Genomic DNA, 17561 nt, shown 5'->3' on the forward strand with positions numbered 1-17561 from the left:
CGTGACGACGACGGCACCCGCGGGAGCGGCGTCCCGGCCACCCGTGGGGGTCGCAGGGGCCGGGTCTCCCCACTTCCTCCGGGTAAACCCGCATGGTCCGTCCCCACAGGGGTACTGCGGCAAAGCGACTCACCCCCCACAGGAAGGGCCCCACCATGGCTGTCGTCGTAAGGGACGTCATGACACCGGGCGTCGTGGCGGTCGGTCCCGATGCCTCGCTGGTGGAAGCCGCCCAGCTGATGCGCGCGCAGGACATCGGTCATGTCCTGGTGGCCACGGCCGGCCGGCTGGTCGGCGTGCTCACCGACCGGGACATCACGCTGCGGGCCGTCGCCGACGGCGCCGATCCCCTCACCGTCAGCGCGCAGGCCATCTGCACCCCGAACCCGGTGATGGTCGCTCCGGACGACGCGGTGTCGTCCGCGGTCAGCCTGATGCTGGAGAACGCCGTACGCAGGCTGCCCGTCGTCGAGGACGGACAGCCGGTGGGGATGGTGACCCTCACGGATCTCGCGGCGTCGGCGTGAGGGAGCGGGTCCGGTTGCACGGTGGCGCAGGGGGAGCGACCGGACCCGCGGCGCGGGCCCGGCCCGGCCTGAGGCCGGGCCGGATCGTCCCCGGTGGTCCGTCACGGTCGCGCCCCCTGGGGCGGGTTATGGACCCGTGGGCAGCGACCGGCCCAGCCGGTGACAGATAAAACGGTAATTCAGGGGCCCGGCGGTCACGAGCCGCTCAGCGCGGCCACTGTCCGGATAACGCACGGTCCGCTCGGTGCGGGCTCCGTCTCACCTCCGCAGCGTCTGGGACGGCAGCTCACCGAACCGTGCGTGGTACTGCTCGGCGAACCTCCCCAGATGACCAAAGCCCCACCGGTGCGCCACTTCGCTCACACTGAGCGCGCCGGTCTCCGCGGCCCGCAGTTCGTCCCGCACACGGGTCAGCCGCACGTCCCGTACGTACGCCATGGGAGACATGCCCACGTAGCGGCGGAAAGCCTCCTGGAGCCAGCGCACCCCGACCCGCGCCTCGGCGGCGAGCCCGGCCGGCGTGAACGGATGCTCGGGCCGCTCCTGGACGGCGTCCATCGCGCGTTTCACCGGCGCCGGGCGCAACCTCTGGGCCGGAGCGGCGAGTTCGGCGCGGTAGGGGTGCTCCGCGGCGAGCAGCAGCCCGTTCAGTATCGCCTCCTGGAGGGGCGCGGCGATCAGGGGTGTGTACAGCGACGCCTGGTCCCGCGGAGCGCCGGGCTCCGCGCGCAGATCCTCGATGACCGTGGCGACGAGCCGGGCCCAACTGCGGCCGGGACCACGGGTGGTGTCCAGTGCGGGAGCGAGTGTCAGCGGGGCGCGCAGGGGCCGGCCGATGAGCTGCTCCAGGCGCTGGTCGAGCGCCTCGCGGTCCATCTTCACCGCGAGGACCCGGCAGTCACCGGTCCACCGCTCCACCACCGTGTCGCCGACGGGCTGGAAAACCCCGGCACGCTCCGCCGTCAAGACGATGCCCACGCCACCGCCCTGCCGGACGCGCATGTGGCCGCCGAGCAGTATGTTCACGTGGTACGCGCCCAGTTCGCCGAGCCGCATCCGCACATCGGCGCCGCAGCTGAGCTCGCCGACGGTGAGCGCGCCCAGCTGCCCGATGTCGAACTCGGCGCAGAAAGAGCGCGGCCCCTCGATGACGTCCATGAAGTTGCTGTAGAACGTGGCACCGATCATCTGCCGTGCCTCGTCCACGTCCGCGGTCCTGAAGGACGTCCTCAGCGCTTCGGCACTCACGCGTGACTCACCCGCTCCCCCGACCTCACTCGTGCTCCCCCGCGGCTACACCCGGCGCCCCAGCAGACTCAGCAGCTCCGTCTGCACATCGGCGCCCTGCGGTGGTTCCACCGCGGCGGCGAAGAGCCCGCTCTTCGCCAAGTCCGCAGCGTACGGCTTGGTTTCGCGCAGGGAAAAGGCGACGAGGTCTTCCGGAAGCTCTTCGTCCGCGCCGATGGCCCGGGAGAGGTCCCAGGCGTGCACGACGAGGTCGGTGATCATCTGCCCGCAGTAGAAGTCGGCCGCGGTGTCGCCGAAGGACAGATGCACCGTGCGGTAGATGGCGCCCGGCTCGCTGAACGCCTCCCGAGCAGCGGCTGCTGCCGTGTCCCAGGAGGCGACGGGGTCGGGGCCGAGCACGTCGCCGTCGAAGGCGTCGCCGACGGATTCGATGGTGGCGCCGTCGCGGACGAGCGAGGGGACCCAGAGCTGCTCGGTGGTCAGGTGATCGACGAGGTCGCGCACGGACCAGTCGGTGCACGGCGTCTGCGCGTCCCACTGGTCGGCTCCGATCGCGTGCACCCGGTCGCCGAACAGGTCGAGGGCGGCTGCGTGCCGGTCGAGGAGCTCCTGGTCGTTCAGTTCGGACGGTCCGGCTGTACCAGTCGTGTCTGCCATACCCGCCATTGTCCTCCTGGAGCCGGGAGGCGCTACCGCTTCCGCTCCCCCGGAGGCGCTACCGCTTCCGCTCCACGCGCCGCTCGTCCCAGACCGGCTCGGGCGTCTCGCGTACGAGACCGTCGCTGCCGAAGACCAGATAGCGGTCGAAGGAGCGGGCGAACCAGCGGTCGTGCGTCACGGCGAGGACCGTTCCCTCGTATGCCTCAAGGCCCTCCTGGAGCGCCTCGGCCGACTCCAGGTCGAGGTTGTCGGTGGGCTCGTCGAGCAGCAGGGCGGTGGAGCCCTCGAGCTCCAGGAGCAGGATCTGGAAGCGCGCCTGCTGGCCGCCCGAGAGCCGCTCGAAGCGCTGCTCGGCCTGCCCGGTGAGCTCGTAACGGCGAAGGCGCGACATCGCGGGGCCCTTGGCCTGGGCGTGCTCGCGCCACAGGATGTCCAGGAGCGTGCGGCCGAAGAGCTCCGGGTGGGCGTGGGTCTGTGCGAAGTGGCCCGCCACGACGCGCGCGCCGAGCTTCCAGTCGCCGGTGTGCGCGACGTCGCCACCGGCGAGGAGGCGCAGGAAGTGCGACTTGCCCGAGCCGTTCGAGCCGAGGACGGCGACCCGCTCGCCGTAGAAGACCTCCAGGTCGAAGGGTTTCATCAGGCCGGTCAGTTCGAGGTCCTTGCAGGTGATGGCCCGGATGCCGGTCCGGCCGCCCTGCAGCCGCATGGTGATGTCCTGCTCACGGGGCGGCTCGGGCGGCGGCCCCGCCTCCTCGAACTTCCGAAGCCGGGTCTGCGCGGCGGCGTACCGCGAGGCCAGCTCGTGGCTGATCGAGGCGGCCTGCCGCAGGCTGAGCACGAGCTTCTTCAGCTGGGCGTGCTTCTCGTCCCAGCGCCTGCGCAGCTCCTCGAAGCGCGCGAACCGCTCCTTGCGCGCCTCGTGGAACGTGGAGAAGCCGCCGCCGTGCACCCAGGCATCGGCGCCCGCGGGCCCCGGCTCGACGCTGACGATCTTCTCGGCGGCGCGGGAGAGGAGTTCGCGGTCGTGCGACACGAAGAGGACGGTCTTGCGTGTCTCCCCCAGCCGCTCCTCCAGCCAGCGCTTTCCGGGCACGTCGAGGTAGTTGTCCGGCTCGTCCAGGAGCAGCACCTCGTCGCCGCCGCGCAGCAGGGCTTCGAGGACGAGCCGCTTCTGCTCGCCGCCGGAGAGTGTGCGGACCTCACGGAACTGCGCCTTGTCGTACGGGATGCCGAGCGCGGCCGTGGTGCACATGTCCCAGAGCGTCTCGGCCTCGTAGCCGTGCGCCTCGGCCCAGTCGGAGAGCGCCTGGGCGTACTGGAGCTGGGCGGCCTCGTCGTCGACGGTCATGATCAGGTGCTCGGCGACGTCCACGGCCTTCGCGGTCTCGCGGATGCGGGCGTTCGAGACGGAGACGAGCAGGTCGCGCACGGTCGTCTCGTCGCGCACAGAGCCCACGAACTGCGGCATGACGCCGAGGCCGCCGCTGACGGTGACGGTGCCGCCGTGGGGCTGGATCTCGCCCGAGATCAGGCGGAGCAGCGTGGTCTTGCCCGCGCCGTTCGCCCCGACGAGGGCCACGATGGCGCCCTCACCGACACGGAAGGAGACATCGCCGAGCAGAGCTCGACCGTCCGGCAGGTAGTACTCGATGTGCGCGGCTTCCAGATGTCCCATGCGGGGGATTCTCCGTGGGGGGTGCTGGTTGCTGCAAATGCGTTTCGGATCCCTGCCCGCGCCCTGACCGTGTACCGGCCGCTCCCCTCCACGCGCCGACCACATACTGATACACGGGTCTCACTATCCGACATGGCGGCGTACCGTTCGATCCACCGCAGCGAGCGGCAGCGAACACGAAGGAGTTCCCGTCATGCCGGAGGAGACCGCCGTCTACACGCACGGACACCACGAGTCGGTCCTGCGCTCCCACACCTGGCGGACCGCCGCCAACTCGGCCGGCTACCTCCTCGACGCGGTGAAGCCGCACATGCGGATCCTGGACATCGGCTGCGGTCCCGGCACCATCACCGCCGACCTGGCCGAGCTCGTCCCCGAAGGCGACGTCACGGGTGTCGACCAGGCGCCCGGAATCCTGGACCGGGCCCGCGCGACAGCATCCGAACGCGGCCTGCGGAACGTGGAGTTCGCCGTCGCGGACGTGCACGCCCTGGACTACCCGGACGACTCCTTCTGCGTCGTGCACGCGCATCAGGTGCTGCAGCACGTCGGCGACCCGGTGCGCGCCCTGAGCGAGATGCGGCGCGTCTGCGCACCGGGCGGCATCGTCGCCGCCCGCGACGCGGACTACTCGGCGATGACCTGGTTTCCCGACTCCCCCGCCATGGACGGCTGGCTGGACCTGTACCGGCGGGTGGCCCGCGCCAACGGCGGCGAGCCGGACGCGGGGCGCCGCCTCAAGTCCTGGGCGCTGGAGGCCGGTTTCGACGACGTCACCGCGAGCGCGAGCACCTGGTGCTACAGCTCGCCCGAAGAGCGCGCCTGGTGGAGCGGGCTCTGGGCGGACCGCACGGTCGCCTCCACCTACGCCGAACGCGCCGTGCGGGGCGGGCACGCCGACGCCGGCGCACTGCGGCAGGTCGCCGACGCGTGGCGGGAGTGGGGGTCGCGGGACGACGGCTGGTTCGCCGTGCTGCACGGGGAGATCCTCTGTCGGAAGTGACCGGAAGTGCTCAATTCGCTGCGTAGTACGGCCAGTTGCGGATACCCGGACGGCAGGAGGTAAGACACTATGGTTCCCATCCTGCTTGTTCTTCTGCTGGCCCTGCTGCTCTTCGGCGCGGGGTTCGCCGTGAAGATCCTCTGGTGGATCGCCATCGCCGTGCTCGTCATCTGGCTGGTCGGATTCCTGATGCGCAGCACGACGGCCAGCGGGACGAGGTCCCGCTGGTACCGCTGGTAGACCCGGAAGTCCCCGAGCCCGCGGGCCTCAGCCCGCGGGCTCGGCCCTGCCCGGGTCGACGAAGCTGTACGGCGGCAGCGGACCGCGCACCCGCAGGTCCAAGTGGGGCTGGTCCACGCGCAGTTCGGCCACGGCGGACAGGAAGCCCGCAGCCGCGTCGCGGTGCACGAGGAAGGAGATGTCGGCGAGCCAGCCCGTCCCTCTTGGCCCCGCGCAGGCCGCTTCGGCGGTCGGTTCGAGGGCCCGCAGCACATGGTCGGCGTCACCGGCCTCCCTCGCCCGCACGGTGGCGCTCACCTTCTCGCCGAGCTGCAGCTTCTGCTCGTGATCGCCGCCCCCGGCAAGCTGGTTGGCCTCGACCATCGCGCGCAGCTCCGGGTTCTCGGCGAGGACCTGATGCAGGACGACCCGTTCGTTGTGCGAGGCCTTCACGTTGTACTCGACCCTGCTGTCCAGGGCGCGCAGTCGCTCCGCGTAGTGGTCGGCCCGCTCCGCGAGGACCGCGAGGACCGCTTCGTCGTCGGGAGCGAGGCTGCCGAAGCGCATCGGGAGGACGGGGCCGTGGTTGCCCGCCTCGGACAGGACGTTGTGGTGCGCGAGCAGATCGCCCTGCTTGGGCTCCAGATCCACGGGAGCGTCGCTGACCAGCGCCGCGAGCTCACCGCGCCGCACGGTCCGGACGGGGTGGGGCGGTTCACCGATGCCGTCCATGCCGTCCGCGCTGCCCGGCGGATTCGTCTGCGCATGCGGGCTTCTGACGATGCCGTATATGTACGTGCTCACTGGTCTCGCTCCTCACTCCGCGCGCACACTCCGGGTGGCCCCGCGCGCCCTGGCCAAACCTCAGCCGCTCAGGGCGCGCAGCTTGCGGCGGGCCGGGCCGAGGGCGCGTCCGGAACGCAGGAGGCCCGCCCAGGGATCGGTGCGTGCCTGCTCGACGGCGTCCGCGATGGTCCAGCGGCGGGCGCCGAGCGCGGGGTCGTCGAGGTCCTCCCAGGCGACGGGCACGGCGACCGGCGCACCGGGTTTGGCGCGGACCGAGAAAGGGGCGACCGCGGTCTGCGCGTACGCGTTGCGCTGCACGTCGAGGTAGAGGCGGTCGCCGCGCTCCTTCTTGCGGGCGGCCGTCGTGAGCTGCTCGGGGTGGGCCCGCGCGAGGGTTTCGGCGACGTCCTTGGCGAAGGCGCGTACGTCGTCGAAGTCGTGGCGGCCGTTGAGGGGCACGATGACGTGCAGTCCGCGCGAGCCCGTGGTCATCAGGGCGGACGGCAGTCCGACGTGGTCGAGCAGTTCACCCAGGAAGCGTGCCGCCTCACGGACGGGACCGAAGTCGTCCTTGGCGGGGTCGAGGTCGAAGACGAGCCGGTCGGGATGGGTGACGCCGCCGACCCCGCCGACGCGGGAAGTCCAGCGGTGCAGCGTGAGGCAGGCCTGGTCGGCGAGGTAGAGGAGCGTCGCGGTGTCGTCGCACACCGTGTGGGTGACCGTGCCGCCCTCCTTGGCGACCTCCACGCGCGTTATCCAGTCCGGGTAGTGGTCGGGGGTGTCCTTCTGCATGAAGCGGGGTCCGTCGACGCCGTCCGGGTGCCGCTCCAGCATCAAGGGGCGACCGCGCAGATGGGGCAGCATGAACGGAGCGACGGCCCGGTAGTAGTCCGCGAGGTCGCCTTTCGTATGGCCCCCTCCACCGTCGGCCGGGAAGAGCACCATGCCGGGCCGGTGCAGACGCACGGTGCGGCGCCCCGCCCGCAGGGTTCGTTCGCTGGTCGTGCGGGGGTCTTCGTCGGTCACCGCACGACCGCCTGCTCCACGAGCAGCCGCGCCGCCGCCGCGATGGACTCGGCGTCGATCCCGGCGGCGTGCAGCTGCTCCTCGGGGGAGGCCGAGCCCGGCATCGTGCTCACCGCGAGCCGCACCAGGCGTGGCACCGGGCCCCCGTCGGCGAAGGCCTCGGACACGGCGTCTGCGATGCCACCCTCCGGCCGGTGGTCCTCGACGGTGAGCAGGCAGCCGGTGCGTTCGGCGGCCTCGCGCAGGGTGGCGCGGTCGACGGGCTTGACCGAATAGAGGTCGATGACCCGCACCTGGATGCCCTCGCGGTCGAGGAACTCGGCCGCGGTCAGCGCCTCGTGCACGGTCACGCCCGCCGCGACCAGCGTGAGCCGATCGGCTTCGCCGGAGCGCAGGACCTTGGAGCCGCCGACGGGGAACTCCTCGCCGGGCCCGTAGATGACGGGCGTGTCCCCACGTGACGTACGCAGATACCGCACGCCGTCCAGGCCCGCCATCTGCGCGACGAGCTTCCCGGTCTGGTGGGCGTCGCACGGGTACAGGACCGTCGAACCGTGTACGGCGCGGAACATCGCCAGGTCTTCGAGACCCATCTGGGAAGGGCCGTCCTGGCCGATGGCCACACCCGCGTGCGAGCCGACGATGTTGATGCCGACGCCGCTGACCGCCGCCATGCGGACGAAGTCGTGGGCCCGGGTGAGGAACGCGGCGAACGTCGACGCGTACGGCACCCAGCCGCGGACCGCCAACCCCACTGCGGCGGCGACGAGTTGCTGCTCGGCGATGTAGCACTCGAAGTAGCGGTCGGGATGTTCCTTGGCGAAGTACTCGATTCGCGTGGAGTCGCCGACCTCCCCGTCGAGGGCCACGACGTCGCCGCGCGCGGTGCCGAGCGCGGTCAGCGCCCGGCCGAAGGCAGTACGGGTGGCGACGGAGTCGCCCACCTCGTGGCGCGGCAGCTCCAGATGGCCGCTGCGCGTCGCGTGCAGCGTTCGCGCGGCGGCGGGCTTGCCCACCTCGACGCGCACGCCGTCCCCGCCGTCCACGCCGCCCAGCTCCTCGATGGCCGCCGCTGCCTCCGGCAGCGGTTTGCCGTGCAGGCCCTCGCGGTCCTCGGCGGCGGCGACGCCCTTGCCCTTGACGGTGCGGGCGAGGACGACCGTGGGCTGCCGGGTGGTGGAGCGGGCCTCCTGGAAGGCGCGGTCGACGTCCTGCAAGTCGTGTCCTTCGACCTCGACGACATGCCAGCCGAAGGCGGCGAAGCGGCGCGCGTAGGCGTCGAGATCCCAGGCGTGGCGGGTGGGGCCGCGCTGCCCGAGGCGGTTGACGTCGACGACGGCGGTCAGATTGTCCAGGCGCTCGTACCCGGCGTGTTCGACGGCCTCCCACACCGAGCCCTCCGCCAGCTCGCTGTCGCCGCACAGCACCCAGACCCGGTACGGAACGCGGTCGAGCCGCTTTTCCGAGAGGGCCATGCCGACGCCGATGGGGAGCCCCTGGCCGAGGGAGCCGGTGGCGACCTCGACCCACGGGATGCAGCGCGGCGTCGGATGCCCTTCGAGGCGGCTGCCCTGCGCGCGGAAGGTCAGCAGCTCGCTGTCGGTCACGACGCCGGCCGCCTTGTACGCCGCGTACAGGAGGGGCGAGGCATGCCCCTTGGAGAGGATGAAGCGGTCGTTGCCGGGGTGGTCGGGCCGGTCGAAGTCGTACTGCAGATGGCGTGCAAGGAGCACCGCCATCAGGTCGGCCGCGGACATCGACGAGGTGGGGTGCCCGGACCCCGCGGCGTCCGCGGCACGGACGGAGTCGACCCGCAACTGCCGGGCGAGCGGAGCGAGTTCACTGGTGATCATGGCGGGCCCTCCTTGGCCTCGGTCCTTCGGTTCCGGCGGTTCGCCGGTCGCGTGGGCCGTCGGTCTGGCACGCGCTCCCGACGGCCCTGGCGTGCGGCCTCCCGACGACCCTGGCGCGCGGGCCCTTCGGGTTGCCCCTGCGAACCCCCGTCAAACACCGTGGAAACCCCGGCCCGGATCCGGCGCAGGACCGGTTTGCCCGCCGGGCTTCGGGATACCCGTACCGGGCGCCGTCGCAGGTGCGGGGGGTTTCGAGCCGACCCTGCCCCGCTCCGCGCCCCCACCCCGCATGTGAGCCAGGACGGTCCCGATGAAGGTCGCAGTGCCCATCGAAAGCCCCGCCTTGTCCGCCTACTCGGTCCCCGCGGACGCCCCCGAGGCGGACGGCACCTTCGCGTGGGAGAGCACGACCATCGTGATCGTCGAGATCACGGCCGGCGACGCGACCGGCACAGGCTGGACGTACGGTCCCGCGTCCACCGTCTCCCTGCTGGCCGAGCAGCTCGCCCCGGCCGTCACGGGTCTCGACGCGCTCGACATCCCCGCGGCGCACACGGCGATGACGAAGGCGGTCCGCAACACCGGCCGCCCCGGAGCCGCGTCGAGCGCCGTGTCGGCGATCGACATCGCCCTGTGGGACCTGAAGGCACGCCTCCTGGAGATCCCGCTCGTACGTCTCCTGGGTGCGGCCCGCGACGAGGTCCCGGTGTACGGGAGCGGCGGCTTCACCACGTACCACGACACGCATCTGGCGGCCCAGCTGAACGGCTGGGTGCACGGCCAGGGCATCCCCCGCGTCAAGATCAAGGTGGGCGAGGCCTGGGGGCGGGCCGCGGCCCGCGATGTGCTGCGGGTGCGCACCGCGCGCGACGTCATCGGCTCGCAGGCCGAGTTGTACGTCGACGCGAGCGGCGGTTACACCCGCAAGCAGGCGATCCGGGTGGGCCGCGTGCTCGCCGAGCACGGTGTCGGATGGTTCGAGGAGCCGGTGCCCTCGGACGACCTGCGGGGGCTCGCACTGGTGCGGGACGCGCTGGTCTGCGACGTGGCGGCCGGCGCGTACGGCTATGACCTCGCGTACTTCGCGCGGATGATCCCCTCCGTGGACTGCCTCCAGCTGGATGCCACGCGCTGCGGCGGACTGACCGAGTGGCTGCGCGCCGCCGCCCTCGCGCAGGCGCACGGAATCGAGGTCTCGGCCCGCTGCGCCCCGCACGCGCATGCCGCGGTCGCCGCGTGTGTGCCGAATCTGCGGCACATCGAGTGGCTCCACGACCATGTGCGGATCGAGTCGATGCTCTTCGACGGCGCCCTCGACCCGACGGGCGGAGTCGTCCGCCCCGACGGGGGCGTCGGCCATGGTCTCGAGCTGCGGCGCACGGAGGAGGTCGAGGAGTACCGGGTCGCGTAGGTCAGCGGCCGTTCGTCGTGGTGGCCGCCACGGGATGGAACCCCCGGAAGTCCGCCGAAACGATCTCGGATGCCGGCCGGGCCAACTAGGCTCGCCGTATGGAGATCCTGGGAGCCACGCTGCGTATCTGCGTCGAGGACCTGGAGTCCTCGGTCGCCTTCTACGAACGCCTCGCGGGCGGTACCGCGCACCGTTTCGAGCGAGAGGGCGTCTCGGTCGCGGCGGTCGGCTGCTTTCTGTTGATGAGCGGGCCCGAGCGCGAGCTGGAGATCCTCCGGAAGGTCTCGGCGACGATCGCGGTACCGGACGTCGACGAGGCCTACTCCGTCCTGAACGCGTCCGGCGCCCGTGTCATCGCGGGCCCCGTCCCGACGCCGGTGGGCCGCAACCTCATCGCGGTGCACCCGGACGGCACGGTCTTCGAGTACGCGGACCGGCGCCCCGCGACCTGACCGGTCTGCCCGTATCCTCCACGGCAGGCAGGCCGAACGGAGGACGGTGCACGTGGCGGGCAGTACGGCGGACGGTACGGAACGGGTTTCGTTGAGCGCCCAGGCGCGCGCGGCCGTCCGGCAGCGCATCGTGGACCGCCGCTATCCGCTGGGCTCACGTCTCGTGGAGCGTGAGGTCGCCGAGGAGCTGCGGATGTCGCGGGTCCCCGTGCGGGAGGCGATGCGCGCGCTGGTCGCCGAGGGCCTGCTCGAACTCCTGCCGCACAGCGGGGTGCGGGTGCGCCGCCTGGAACGTTCCGACGTGCGGCACTTGTACGAGGTGTGGGAGCCGCTCGCGGTCCAGGCGTCCCGGCTCGCGGCGCGCAGGGTCGCGCAGAGCGCGCCGGACGAGCCGCCGGGTCTCGACGGGCTGCGGGCCACGCTCCACCAGGCCGAACAGGCGTCGGACGTGGACGACGGCGCGCGCGAGGTCGCCGCGCACACGGCCTTCCACGAGGGCATCGTGACGCTTTCCGGCAATCCGCTCCTGGCCCGCACGATGGAGCAACTGAGCTGGCAGCTCCAGCTCCTGTTCGGCATGCGGGCCGAGCCGGACCACATGCGGGCCCAGCATGACCTCATCTACCGCCAGATCGCGTCGGGCGACGAGGAGACGGCGGCGGCGAGCACGCTGCTGCACGTGCGGGACAGCCAGGTGGTGGCACTGCGGTCGCTCTTCGAGGAAAGCGGCACCTGAGAGCAGCGCCTGAGAGCAGCCTCTGTGAGCGGCACCCGAGAGCAGCATCTGTATACCAAGCTTTCCTCACGTGAACGCCAGCCCCGAGTATCTCCCCGCAATCCCCTCCATAAACCTGCATATTTCCATCCCACCCTTGCGGGCCCACTTCGGCTTGGTATACAAACTGCGGACGCGTTCCCTCCCCGCGCACCAGCCCCCTGAAGGAGCCCCCATGACGCCCCTCACCCGTCGCGGCGTACTCGGCGCCGCCGCCGCGTTCGCGGGCACCGGAGCCGCCGTGTCGGCCGGTTCGCCGGCCACTGCCTCGTCCCGCGGTGGCGGTCGCCGGTCCAAGGCCGTGGTGTTCCGCGACGTCCGCCCCTTCGGCGCGAAGACTCCCGTGGACCTCACGGTCGTCGACGGCCGGATCACGAGCGGCCGGGCGCCCGAGGGAGCCAGGGTGATCGACGGTGGCGGCCGGGTCGCCCTGCCGTCGCTCGTGGACGCCCACATCCATCCGGACAAGACGACGTGGGGCGGCTCCTGGGTGACGCGCAAGCCGGCGAGCGGCATCGCCGACTACTGCGCCCAGGACGTGGAGCTGTTCAAGAGCCAGGCACGTCCCGTCGGCGAGCGCGCGCACGGTCTGATGGCGCACGCCGTGACCCGTGGCACCCGCGCGATGCGCGCCCACGTGGACGTGGCACCGGCCTACGACCTGGCCGGCGTCGAGGGCGTGAACGCGGCCCGCGAGCGGCTGCGGGACGCCCTGGACGTGCAGATCGTGGCGTTCCCGCAGCACGGCGTGATCCGGACCCCGGGCACGGCCGAGCTCCTGGAGGAAGCGGCCCGCTCCGGCGCCATCGACCTGGTCGGCGGCATCGACCCGATCAGCTTCGACAACGCCATGGACGAACAGCTCGACCTGGTCTTCGGCCTCGCGGACCGCCACGGGGTCGGCGTGGACATCCACCTCCACGACCGCGACGAGAAGGGTACGAAGGTCCTGCGGGCCATCATCGACCGCACCCGCGCGCTCTCGCTGCGCGGCAAGGTCACGGTCAGCCACGTCTTCTGCCTGCCGAATCTCTCGGACTCCGAACTGGGCGAGATGGCGGCCGACTTGGGCGAGCAGGACATCTCCCTGACCACGGTCGCGCCGAACGAGTCGCTGGTCCTGCCGATCGCGAAGCTGCGCGAGCACGGGGTGCGGGTGGGGCTCGGCTCGGACGGGGTGCGCGACGCGTGGAGCCCGTTCGGCAACGCCGACATGCTGCACCGTACGCACATCCTCGGCTGGGTCACCGACGTCCGCCTCGACGACGAGCTCGCCGACTGCTACCGCGTGGGCGCGCACGGCGGCGCCGACGTGATGGGCCTGGACCACGCGGACCTGAAGCCCGGCGCTCCGGCCGACTTCATCCTCGTACGCGGGGAGTGCCTGGCGCAGGTCCTGGTGGACATGCCGCAGCGGGACAGGGTGGTGCACGGCGGTCATGTCGTGGCCAGGGACGGCGAGTTGGTGTAGTCGGTCGCCTGGGGGCGGCCGGCCCCGCCCCCAGGACCTCACTCGTCGCCGGCCTCCCGCATCCGGTAGTCGTACCGAGCGGGCAGCGGGTCGTCGGACACCGCGCGCCACAGCTCGCCCAGGATTTCGGCGCCCTCGCGCAGGTCGGCCACCTCGAAGCCCTCGTCGAATATCGCCCGCGCCCGGGTCTTCTCCCCCTCCGCGACGAGCAGTTGGACCTCCACCAGACGGAAGCGGCCCTCGGCGCGTGTGTCGGGGTGCAGGCGCTCCCACACGCCGCGTGCCGCCGTCGTTCGCCCCGCCGCGAGCAGGACACCTGTCGCCTCCCTGCCGAGCGCGGCGCTCGCGGCCGTCCACAGGGCTCCGTCGTCGCGCCGCTCCTGGCACAGGTCGTCGAAGGCCTCCGCGTACCGGTCGGCGGCACGCTCGATGTGGCCCGAATCCTGGTCGGCGACCGCGAGGCACCGCAGCAACGGCCAGCGTGACGGCGCGAGTTCGAGGCCTCGCTCCCAGCTGCGCACCGCCTGGGCCAGGTCGCCCGCGTGCCACTGCGCCACGCCCAGGTGGTACTCCGCGACCGGCCTCGCGGGCGCCGTCTCCAGCATGTCGCGCCAGTGCGGGGCGACCAGGGTCGGCCCCGGCGGCGCCACCCGGCGCGGCTCGGGGACGGCGCCGGAGTGCAACAGCTCGAGCCACGGCTCCTGTTCGGGGCCGAGCGTGGACTCGGCGAACGGCGTGCCCGGCACCTTGTAGCCGGCGCGCAGGACTTCGAGCGCGCCCCAGCCGGACCCCGTGGCGAGGACCTCGCCCGGCTCGGTGTCCGCGCTCGGCCGCCAGGCGTCGTACGCCGCCTCCACGGCGTCCCGAGGCAGGGCGTCCGTGAGCCGCCCCGACACCTCGTCGCGCGCGGCCCGCCAGTCGGAGCCGTGCACCGGGCCCGGGTCCGCCGACAGCGGTCCGTACGACTCCAGCCAGGCGAACTCGCCCTCCGCGTCCAGGCGTACGTGCTCCAGCTGGGTCCGTGCGAGGCCCGCCTGGATCTCCGCGTACCCGCCGGTGCCCGGCTCCGTCAGCCACTCCTGCCAGCGCCGCCCGCCCGTGCCGGATCCCCATACGAAGAGCTTGCGACCCCGCAGCAGGTCGGTCGACGTCTGGACGAGGCCGTGCCCGTCGTCGTCGAGCGCGGCGATCCACCGGCGCGTGCGGTCCGGTACGTCGTAGAAGTAGTCGGCGGCGTACTCGCTGCGCGGCGGATAGGTCCGGTCCACCCCGTCGGTCTCCGGTACCGGCACCTTGCGCAGCACGCCCGAGTAGCCGAAATGCCAGGCCTCGTCGGCCGGGGCTATGACCCGGCGCTCCTGCGGGACCGCGATGTTGGACCACCAGTAGACCGGCACCGCCTTCTCGTGCGGATTGCGGATCCGCACGCCGACGTGGAGGAAGTCGGAGCCTTCGGGCAGCCACAGGTCCACCTGGAAGGGGACGTCCCGCAGCCGCTCCCACTCCCAGAGCCGCAGCATCTCGCCGCCGTCGGGCGCCGTCACCCGCGCGGCGTGCACGGGCGCGCAGGACAGCGTCGTATGGCCGGTGGCGCCGATGTTCCACTCGATGCCGCCGGAGAACCAGGCGCCGTTCAGCGCGAAGGCGGCGGGCTGCAACACCGGGTTGCTGTAGAGGAGTTCACGTCCGGTCGGCTTGTGGAAGAGGGAGTGGACGCGACCGCCGAAACCCGGCAGAACGGTGGCGCGCAGCCGGTCGTTCTCGATGACCAGCGTGTCGAGCGTCGTGTCGGTCCGCTCGCGCCCGTACCCGTCGAGCACCCGCGTGGGCAGGACGCCGCGCAGCGGCGCGTACCCGAGCTGCCGCGCCATGTCACGCGGCAGCCCCTGTCTGCCGCGCCCGTCCAGCGTGTGCACTTCACGGAGCGGCCGCAGCGGCGGCAGCGGGTTCTCGGGGCCCAACGGGGCTGCGGGCAGCGTCAGTACGTCACGTCGCACGGTGGTCGTCACGATCACCATGGAACACGCTCGACGCCGTGCCGACCAGGGGCTGTCCCGGTCAGGATTCCGCAAAGGCGCGCGGCGTCGGCCACGGCACGGCTAATCCGTGGCGGTCAGCGCCCATCGTTCGTGGTCGCGCCGGGCGCCGTCGGTGTGGAGGAAGTCCGGCGAGAAACCCTCGAGCCGGCAGCCGCAGCGGCGGGCGAGCGCGATCGACGCGGTGTTGCCCGGGCGGGGCCCCGTCCTCACTTCCGTCGCCGCATGAAGTACGCCCCGCACAGCGCGCCGATCAGGCCGGTGCCGAGGAGTGCCACCCACAGCGGCATCGTCACCTCGGGGATCAGGAGTCTGATCTTGGTGTGGTGGGTGTTCTCGAAGATGAGGACCAGGGTGAGGACGGCGACCACGAGGACGGCGATCCTGCCGGGTGTCATGACGCCACCGACGCCGCCCGCGCCGCTCTTCGATCCGCCCGTGGAGGAGCTGGGACTCATGCGTGGACCTTTCCCTCGGAGCATCGACCGGCCTCCCCCGGTGACCAGCATGGGCAGCTGGACCGGGTTTGCGCGCGGTGGATGCCCCTCCGGGGCGGGGGTGGGGGCCGTACGGGTGAGCCCGGGCCGGGTCAGCCCACCACGGGCAGCTCGACCACCCCGGTGTCCTCGGGCGCGCTGGTGACGGTCACCGGCTTCACACCCCTGTTGCCCCCGTACGCGTCGTCGCTGGCAGCCACCACGAACTGCAGCTTGTGCCCCGCCTCGTACCGGTGCACGATCCCTGGCAGTGAGACGGTGAACGGCTTCGTCACGTCGGGCACGCGCACCGGCGCCACGAGGCGGTGCACCAGCGTCTTCCTGCCGTCGGGCGCGATGTCGTACAGCTTGGCGAAGAGGACCAGCTTGTCGGCCGCGTCGCCGGAGTTCTGCACCCGCTCGGTCCTCGGCGAGACGACCTTGAGGGTGGCCTTCGCGGAGCCCACCACATCCACGGCGGCGCTCAGCGGCTCCGTCGTCCAGTCGAGATAGGTGCCCTTGGTGTCGCGCGGCGCGGGGTCGGGCAGGCCGATGAGGCCGGCGAGGGAGCTCTCGGAGTGACTGGTGGGGATGAGCCAGTTGCGGTACTCACGGCTGCCGCGCGCGACCTTCTCGCGGGCGTCGACGAGCTTGCCGTCACCCGACAGGTACAGCTTCCGGCTCAGGGCGGGCACTTTCGCGGCGGTGGCATAGGAGCCGTCCGGTCCGCTGTCGGCGGGCACCCAGTCCTGGTGGTAGGCGAAGGCGGGCCCGGTGTCGACGCCCTTCTTCTGCCGGAGATAGCGGTCGAACCACGACAGGACGCGCTTGCCGACGTAGCTGGTCTCCAAGTTCCCTTCGGAGAGGTCGAGTTCACCGGACCCGGGGTCGGTGAGGCCTCCGCTGTGGCCCCCGTACTGCCAGATCATCTTCGTCGTGGTGCCCTGCGCCTTGAGCGTCTCGTACGTCGCCTGCGCCTCGTTGAGATTGAAGAGGCTGTCGGCCTGGCCCTGGATCAGCAGCGTCGGCGCCTTGACCTGCGGCAGGTAGGAGACGGGCGAGACGCTGCGGGCGTACTCCTGGAGGGCCTCGGTCTTGTCGGCCGGGTAGCGGCCCGAGTTGAGCGTACGGATCGTCTCGCAGGCCTTGGTGACGAAGTGCAGGCAGGTGAGGGAGTTGACGCGGGAGGGGTCGAGGCTCGGTTCGAGGAGCGGCTGGCCCTCGCCGATGAGGTAGAAGCCGTTCATCCACTGCCACTTGGCGGCGCCGGGCACGCCGCGGTCGGTCGCGTTGTTCGGGTCGAGCGAGTAGCCCAGGTCGTTCCAGGTGATCATCGGTACGAGGGCGTCGACCCGGCGGTCCACGGCGGCCGTCGCCAACTGGATCGCCCCGCCGTAGGAACCGCCGATCATGCCGACCCGCGGATCGGCTGCGGCGTCCTTGGTGACGTAGTCGACCGTCGTGCCGTCGTCGGCCGCGCGCTTGCCCGCGAGGAAGTCGACGAGTCCGGATGCCGCCCTGCCGTCGGTCTTCGGGTCGTCGAGGGAGATCAGACAGCCGGACTTGCCGAAGCCGAGCCCGGAGTAGACGAGCCCGACATAGCCGCGCTCGGCGAAGGCCTTGCCGGCGGCCGCCGTCGAGCCGTCCGACTTGCTGCCCCCGAAGCCGTTGGTGGTGAGGACGGCGGGGGCGGGGTGCGCGGCGTCCACTCCGGCGGGGCGGTAGAGGTCGGCGTCGACCGAGCAGCTCCTGCCGCCCGCTTCGACCGTGAACTTCAGCGGGGTGACGGTGAACTGACCGGTGGCGCTCGCGGGAGCGGGCGCCACGACGGCCAGCGGCACGGCCAGTGCGGCACCGACGGCGAGGGCGAGCGGCGTACGGGAGCGGGAGCGGGAGCGGGAGCGGGCACAACGGGGTGCGGTACGACGGGACACGAGACCTCC

General features: G+C 72.0%; 16 protein-coding genes and 1 pseudogene. 7 read left to right on the forward strand and 10 right to left on the reverse strand.

Annotated elements, in window-relative coordinates; all coding sequences use genetic code 11:
• Positions 1-155 precede the first annotated feature (155 nt).
• Positions 156-527, forward strand: coding sequence for a CBS domain-containing protein (locus ACZ5WE_RS21585; RefSeq protein ID WP_467691311.1), 372 nt, complete (start codon positions 156-158; stop codon positions 525-527).
• Between the two features lie 258 nt (positions 528-785).
• Here ACZ5WE_RS21585 and ACZ5WE_RS21590 read toward each other — a convergent pair whose 3' ends face one another.
• From ACZ5WE_RS21590 to ACZ5WE_RS21600, 3 genes are read right to left on the reverse strand one after another with little or no spacing between them, the layout of a single operon-like run.
• Positions 786-1775 (reverse strand): AraC family transcriptional regulator, encoded by a 990-nt coding sequence (locus tag ACZ5WE_RS21590; protein ID WP_467691313.1) that lies wholly within the window; start codon positions 1773-1775, stop codon positions 786-788.
• Between the two features lie 45 nt (positions 1776-1820).
• A complete protein-coding gene (locus ACZ5WE_RS21595; RefSeq protein ID WP_467691315.1) occupies positions 1821-2432 on the reverse strand; it encodes a TIGR03086 family metal-binding protein in 612 nt (203 codons plus the stop codon).
• 58 nt (positions 2433-2490) lie between these two features.
• Positions 2491-4110 (reverse strand): ABC-F family ATP-binding cassette domain-containing protein, encoded by a 1620-nt coding sequence (locus ACZ5WE_RS21600; protein WP_467691316.1) that lies wholly within the window; start codon positions 4108-4110, stop codon positions 2491-2493.
• Positions 4111-4303: 193 nt separating this feature from the next.
• On the opposite strand from ACZ5WE_RS21600, the gene ACZ5WE_RS21605 reads away from it, so the two are divergent.
• Positions 4304-5113, forward strand: coding sequence for a class I SAM-dependent methyltransferase (locus ACZ5WE_RS21605; RefSeq protein ID WP_467691317.1), 810 nt, complete (start codon positions 4304-4306; stop codon positions 5111-5113).
• A gap of 69 nt (positions 5114-5182) precedes the next feature.
• Complete coding sequence (locus ACZ5WE_RS21610; protein ID WP_190080846.1) at positions 5183-5353, forward strand: hydrophobic protein; 171 nt, start codon at positions 5183-5185, stop codon at positions 5351-5353.
• A 27-nt stretch (positions 5354-5380) separates the two neighbouring features.
• Here ACZ5WE_RS21610 and ACZ5WE_RS21615 read toward each other — a convergent pair whose 3' ends face one another.
• From ACZ5WE_RS21615 to ACZ5WE_RS21625, 3 genes are read right to left on the reverse strand one after another with little or no spacing between them, the layout of a single operon-like run.
• Positions 5381-6136 carry a GvpL/GvpF family gas vesicle protein gene (locus ACZ5WE_RS21615; protein ID WP_467691319.1) on the reverse strand — a complete coding sequence of 252 codons (756 nt, stop codon included), beginning with the start codon at positions 6134-6136 and terminating at the stop codon, positions 5381-5383.
• A 60-nt stretch (positions 6137-6196) separates the two neighbouring features.
• Positions 6197-7144: a non-homologous end-joining DNA ligase gene (gene ligD, locus ACZ5WE_RS21620; RefSeq protein ID WP_467691320.1), complete on the reverse strand. Its 948-nt coding sequence runs from the start codon at positions 7142-7144 to the stop codon at positions 6197-6199.
• Positions 7141-8997, reverse strand: coding sequence for a transketolase (locus ACZ5WE_RS21625; RefSeq protein ID WP_467691321.1), 1857 nt, complete (start codon positions 8995-8997; stop codon positions 7141-7143). The genes ligD and ACZ5WE_RS21625 overlap by 4 nt, the downstream gene beginning before the upstream one ends.
• A 310-nt stretch (positions 8998-9307) precedes the next feature.
• Here ACZ5WE_RS21625 and ACZ5WE_RS21630 point away from each other — a divergent pair, with 310 nt between their 5' ends.
• The 4 genes from ACZ5WE_RS21630 (at position 9308) to ACZ5WE_RS21645 (ending at position 13106) form a co-directional block, all read left to right on the forward strand.
• Positions 9308-10408 (forward strand): enolase C-terminal domain-like protein, encoded by a 1101-nt coding sequence (locus ACZ5WE_RS21630; protein WP_467691323.1) that lies wholly within the window; start codon positions 9308-9310, stop codon positions 10406-10408.
• A 98-nt stretch (positions 10409-10506) separates the two neighbouring features.
• Positions 10507-10860: a VOC family protein gene (locus tag ACZ5WE_RS21635; RefSeq protein WP_467691324.1), complete on the forward strand. Its 354-nt coding sequence runs from the start codon at positions 10507-10509 to the stop codon at positions 10858-10860.
• Positions 10861-10912: 52 nt separating this feature from the next.
• Entirely contained in the window at positions 10913-11596 is a 684-nt protein-coding gene (locus tag ACZ5WE_RS21640; RefSeq protein WP_467691326.1) for a GntR family transcriptional regulator, read from the forward strand.
• Positions 11597-11810: 214 nt separating this feature from the next.
• Entirely contained in the window at positions 11811-13106 is a 1296-nt protein-coding gene (locus tag ACZ5WE_RS21645; protein ID WP_467691327.1) for an amidohydrolase family protein, read from the forward strand.
• 38 nt (positions 13107-13144) lie between these two features.
• Here ACZ5WE_RS21645 and ACZ5WE_RS21650 read toward each other — a convergent pair whose 3' ends face one another.
• From ACZ5WE_RS21650 to ACZ5WE_RS21665, 4 genes and pseudogenes are all read right to left on the reverse strand, one after another.
• Positions 13145-15124, reverse strand: a complete 1980-nt coding sequence (locus ACZ5WE_RS21650) for a DUF5107 domain-containing protein (protein ID WP_467691329.1) — start codon at positions 15122-15124, stop codon at positions 13145-13147.
• A gap of 81 nt (positions 15125-15205) precedes the next feature.
• Positions 15206-15340, reverse strand: a pseudogene (locus ACZ5WE_RS21655) (GNAT family N-acetyltransferase); the annotation flags it as partial.
• 11 nt (positions 15341-15351) lie between these two features.
• A complete protein-coding gene (locus ACZ5WE_RS21660) occupies positions 15352-15600 on the reverse strand; it encodes a LapA family protein (protein ID WP_467691331.1) in 249 nt (82 codons plus the stop codon).
• 131 nt (positions 15601-15731) lie between these two features.
• Positions 15732-17552, reverse strand: a complete 1821-nt coding sequence (locus tag ACZ5WE_RS21665; RefSeq protein ID WP_467691332.1) for an alpha/beta fold hydrolase — start codon at positions 17550-17552, stop codon at positions 15732-15734.
• Between the last annotated feature and the right edge of the window lie 9 nt (positions 17553-17561).

The organism is Streptomyces sp. NPDC033180, assembly GCF_055577645.1.

Excerpts from the sequence above, each read along its gene's own strand:
- ACZ5WE_RS21585 (WP_467691311.1), top strand. The coding sequence starts at position 156 with ATGGCTGTCGTCGTAAGGGACGTCATGACACCGGGCGTCGTGGCGGTC.
- ACZ5WE_RS21595 (WP_467691315.1), bottom strand. The coding sequence starts at position 2,432 with ATGGCAGACACGACTGGTACAGCCGGACCGTCCGAACTGAACGACCAG.
- ACZ5WE_RS21600 (WP_467691316.1), bottom strand. The coding sequence starts at position 4,110 with ATGGGACATCTGGAAGCCGCGCACATCGAGTACTACCTGCCGGACGGT.
- ACZ5WE_RS21605 (WP_467691317.1), top strand. The coding sequence starts at position 4,304 with ATGCCGGAGGAGACCGCCGTCTACACGCACGGACACCACGAGTCGGTC.
- ACZ5WE_RS21610 (WP_190080846.1), top strand. The coding sequence starts at position 5,183 with ATGGTTCCCATCCTGCTTGTTCTTCTGCTGGCCCTGCTGCTCTTCGGC.
- ACZ5WE_RS21625 (WP_467691321.1), bottom strand. The coding sequence starts at position 8,997 with ATGATCACCAGTGAACTCGCTCCGCTCGCCCGGCAGTTGCGGGTCGAC.
- ACZ5WE_RS21630 (WP_467691323.1), top strand. The coding sequence starts at position 9,308 with ATGAAGGTCGCAGTGCCCATCGAAAGCCCCGCCTTGTCCGCCTACTCG.
- ACZ5WE_RS21635 (WP_467691324.1), top strand. The coding sequence starts at position 10,507 with ATGGAGATCCTGGGAGCCACGCTGCGTATCTGCGTCGAGGACCTGGAG.
- ACZ5WE_RS21645 (WP_467691327.1), top strand. The coding sequence starts at position 11,811 with ATGACGCCCCTCACCCGTCGCGGCGTACTCGGCGCCGCCGCCGCGTTC.
- ACZ5WE_RS21650 (WP_467691329.1), bottom strand. The coding sequence starts at position 15,124 with ATGGTGATCGTGACGACCACCGTGCGACGTGACGTACTGACGCTGCCC.
- ACZ5WE_RS21660 (WP_467691331.1), bottom strand. The coding sequence starts at position 15,600 with ATGAGTCCCAGCTCCTCCACGGGCGGATCGAAGAGCGGCGCGGGCGGC.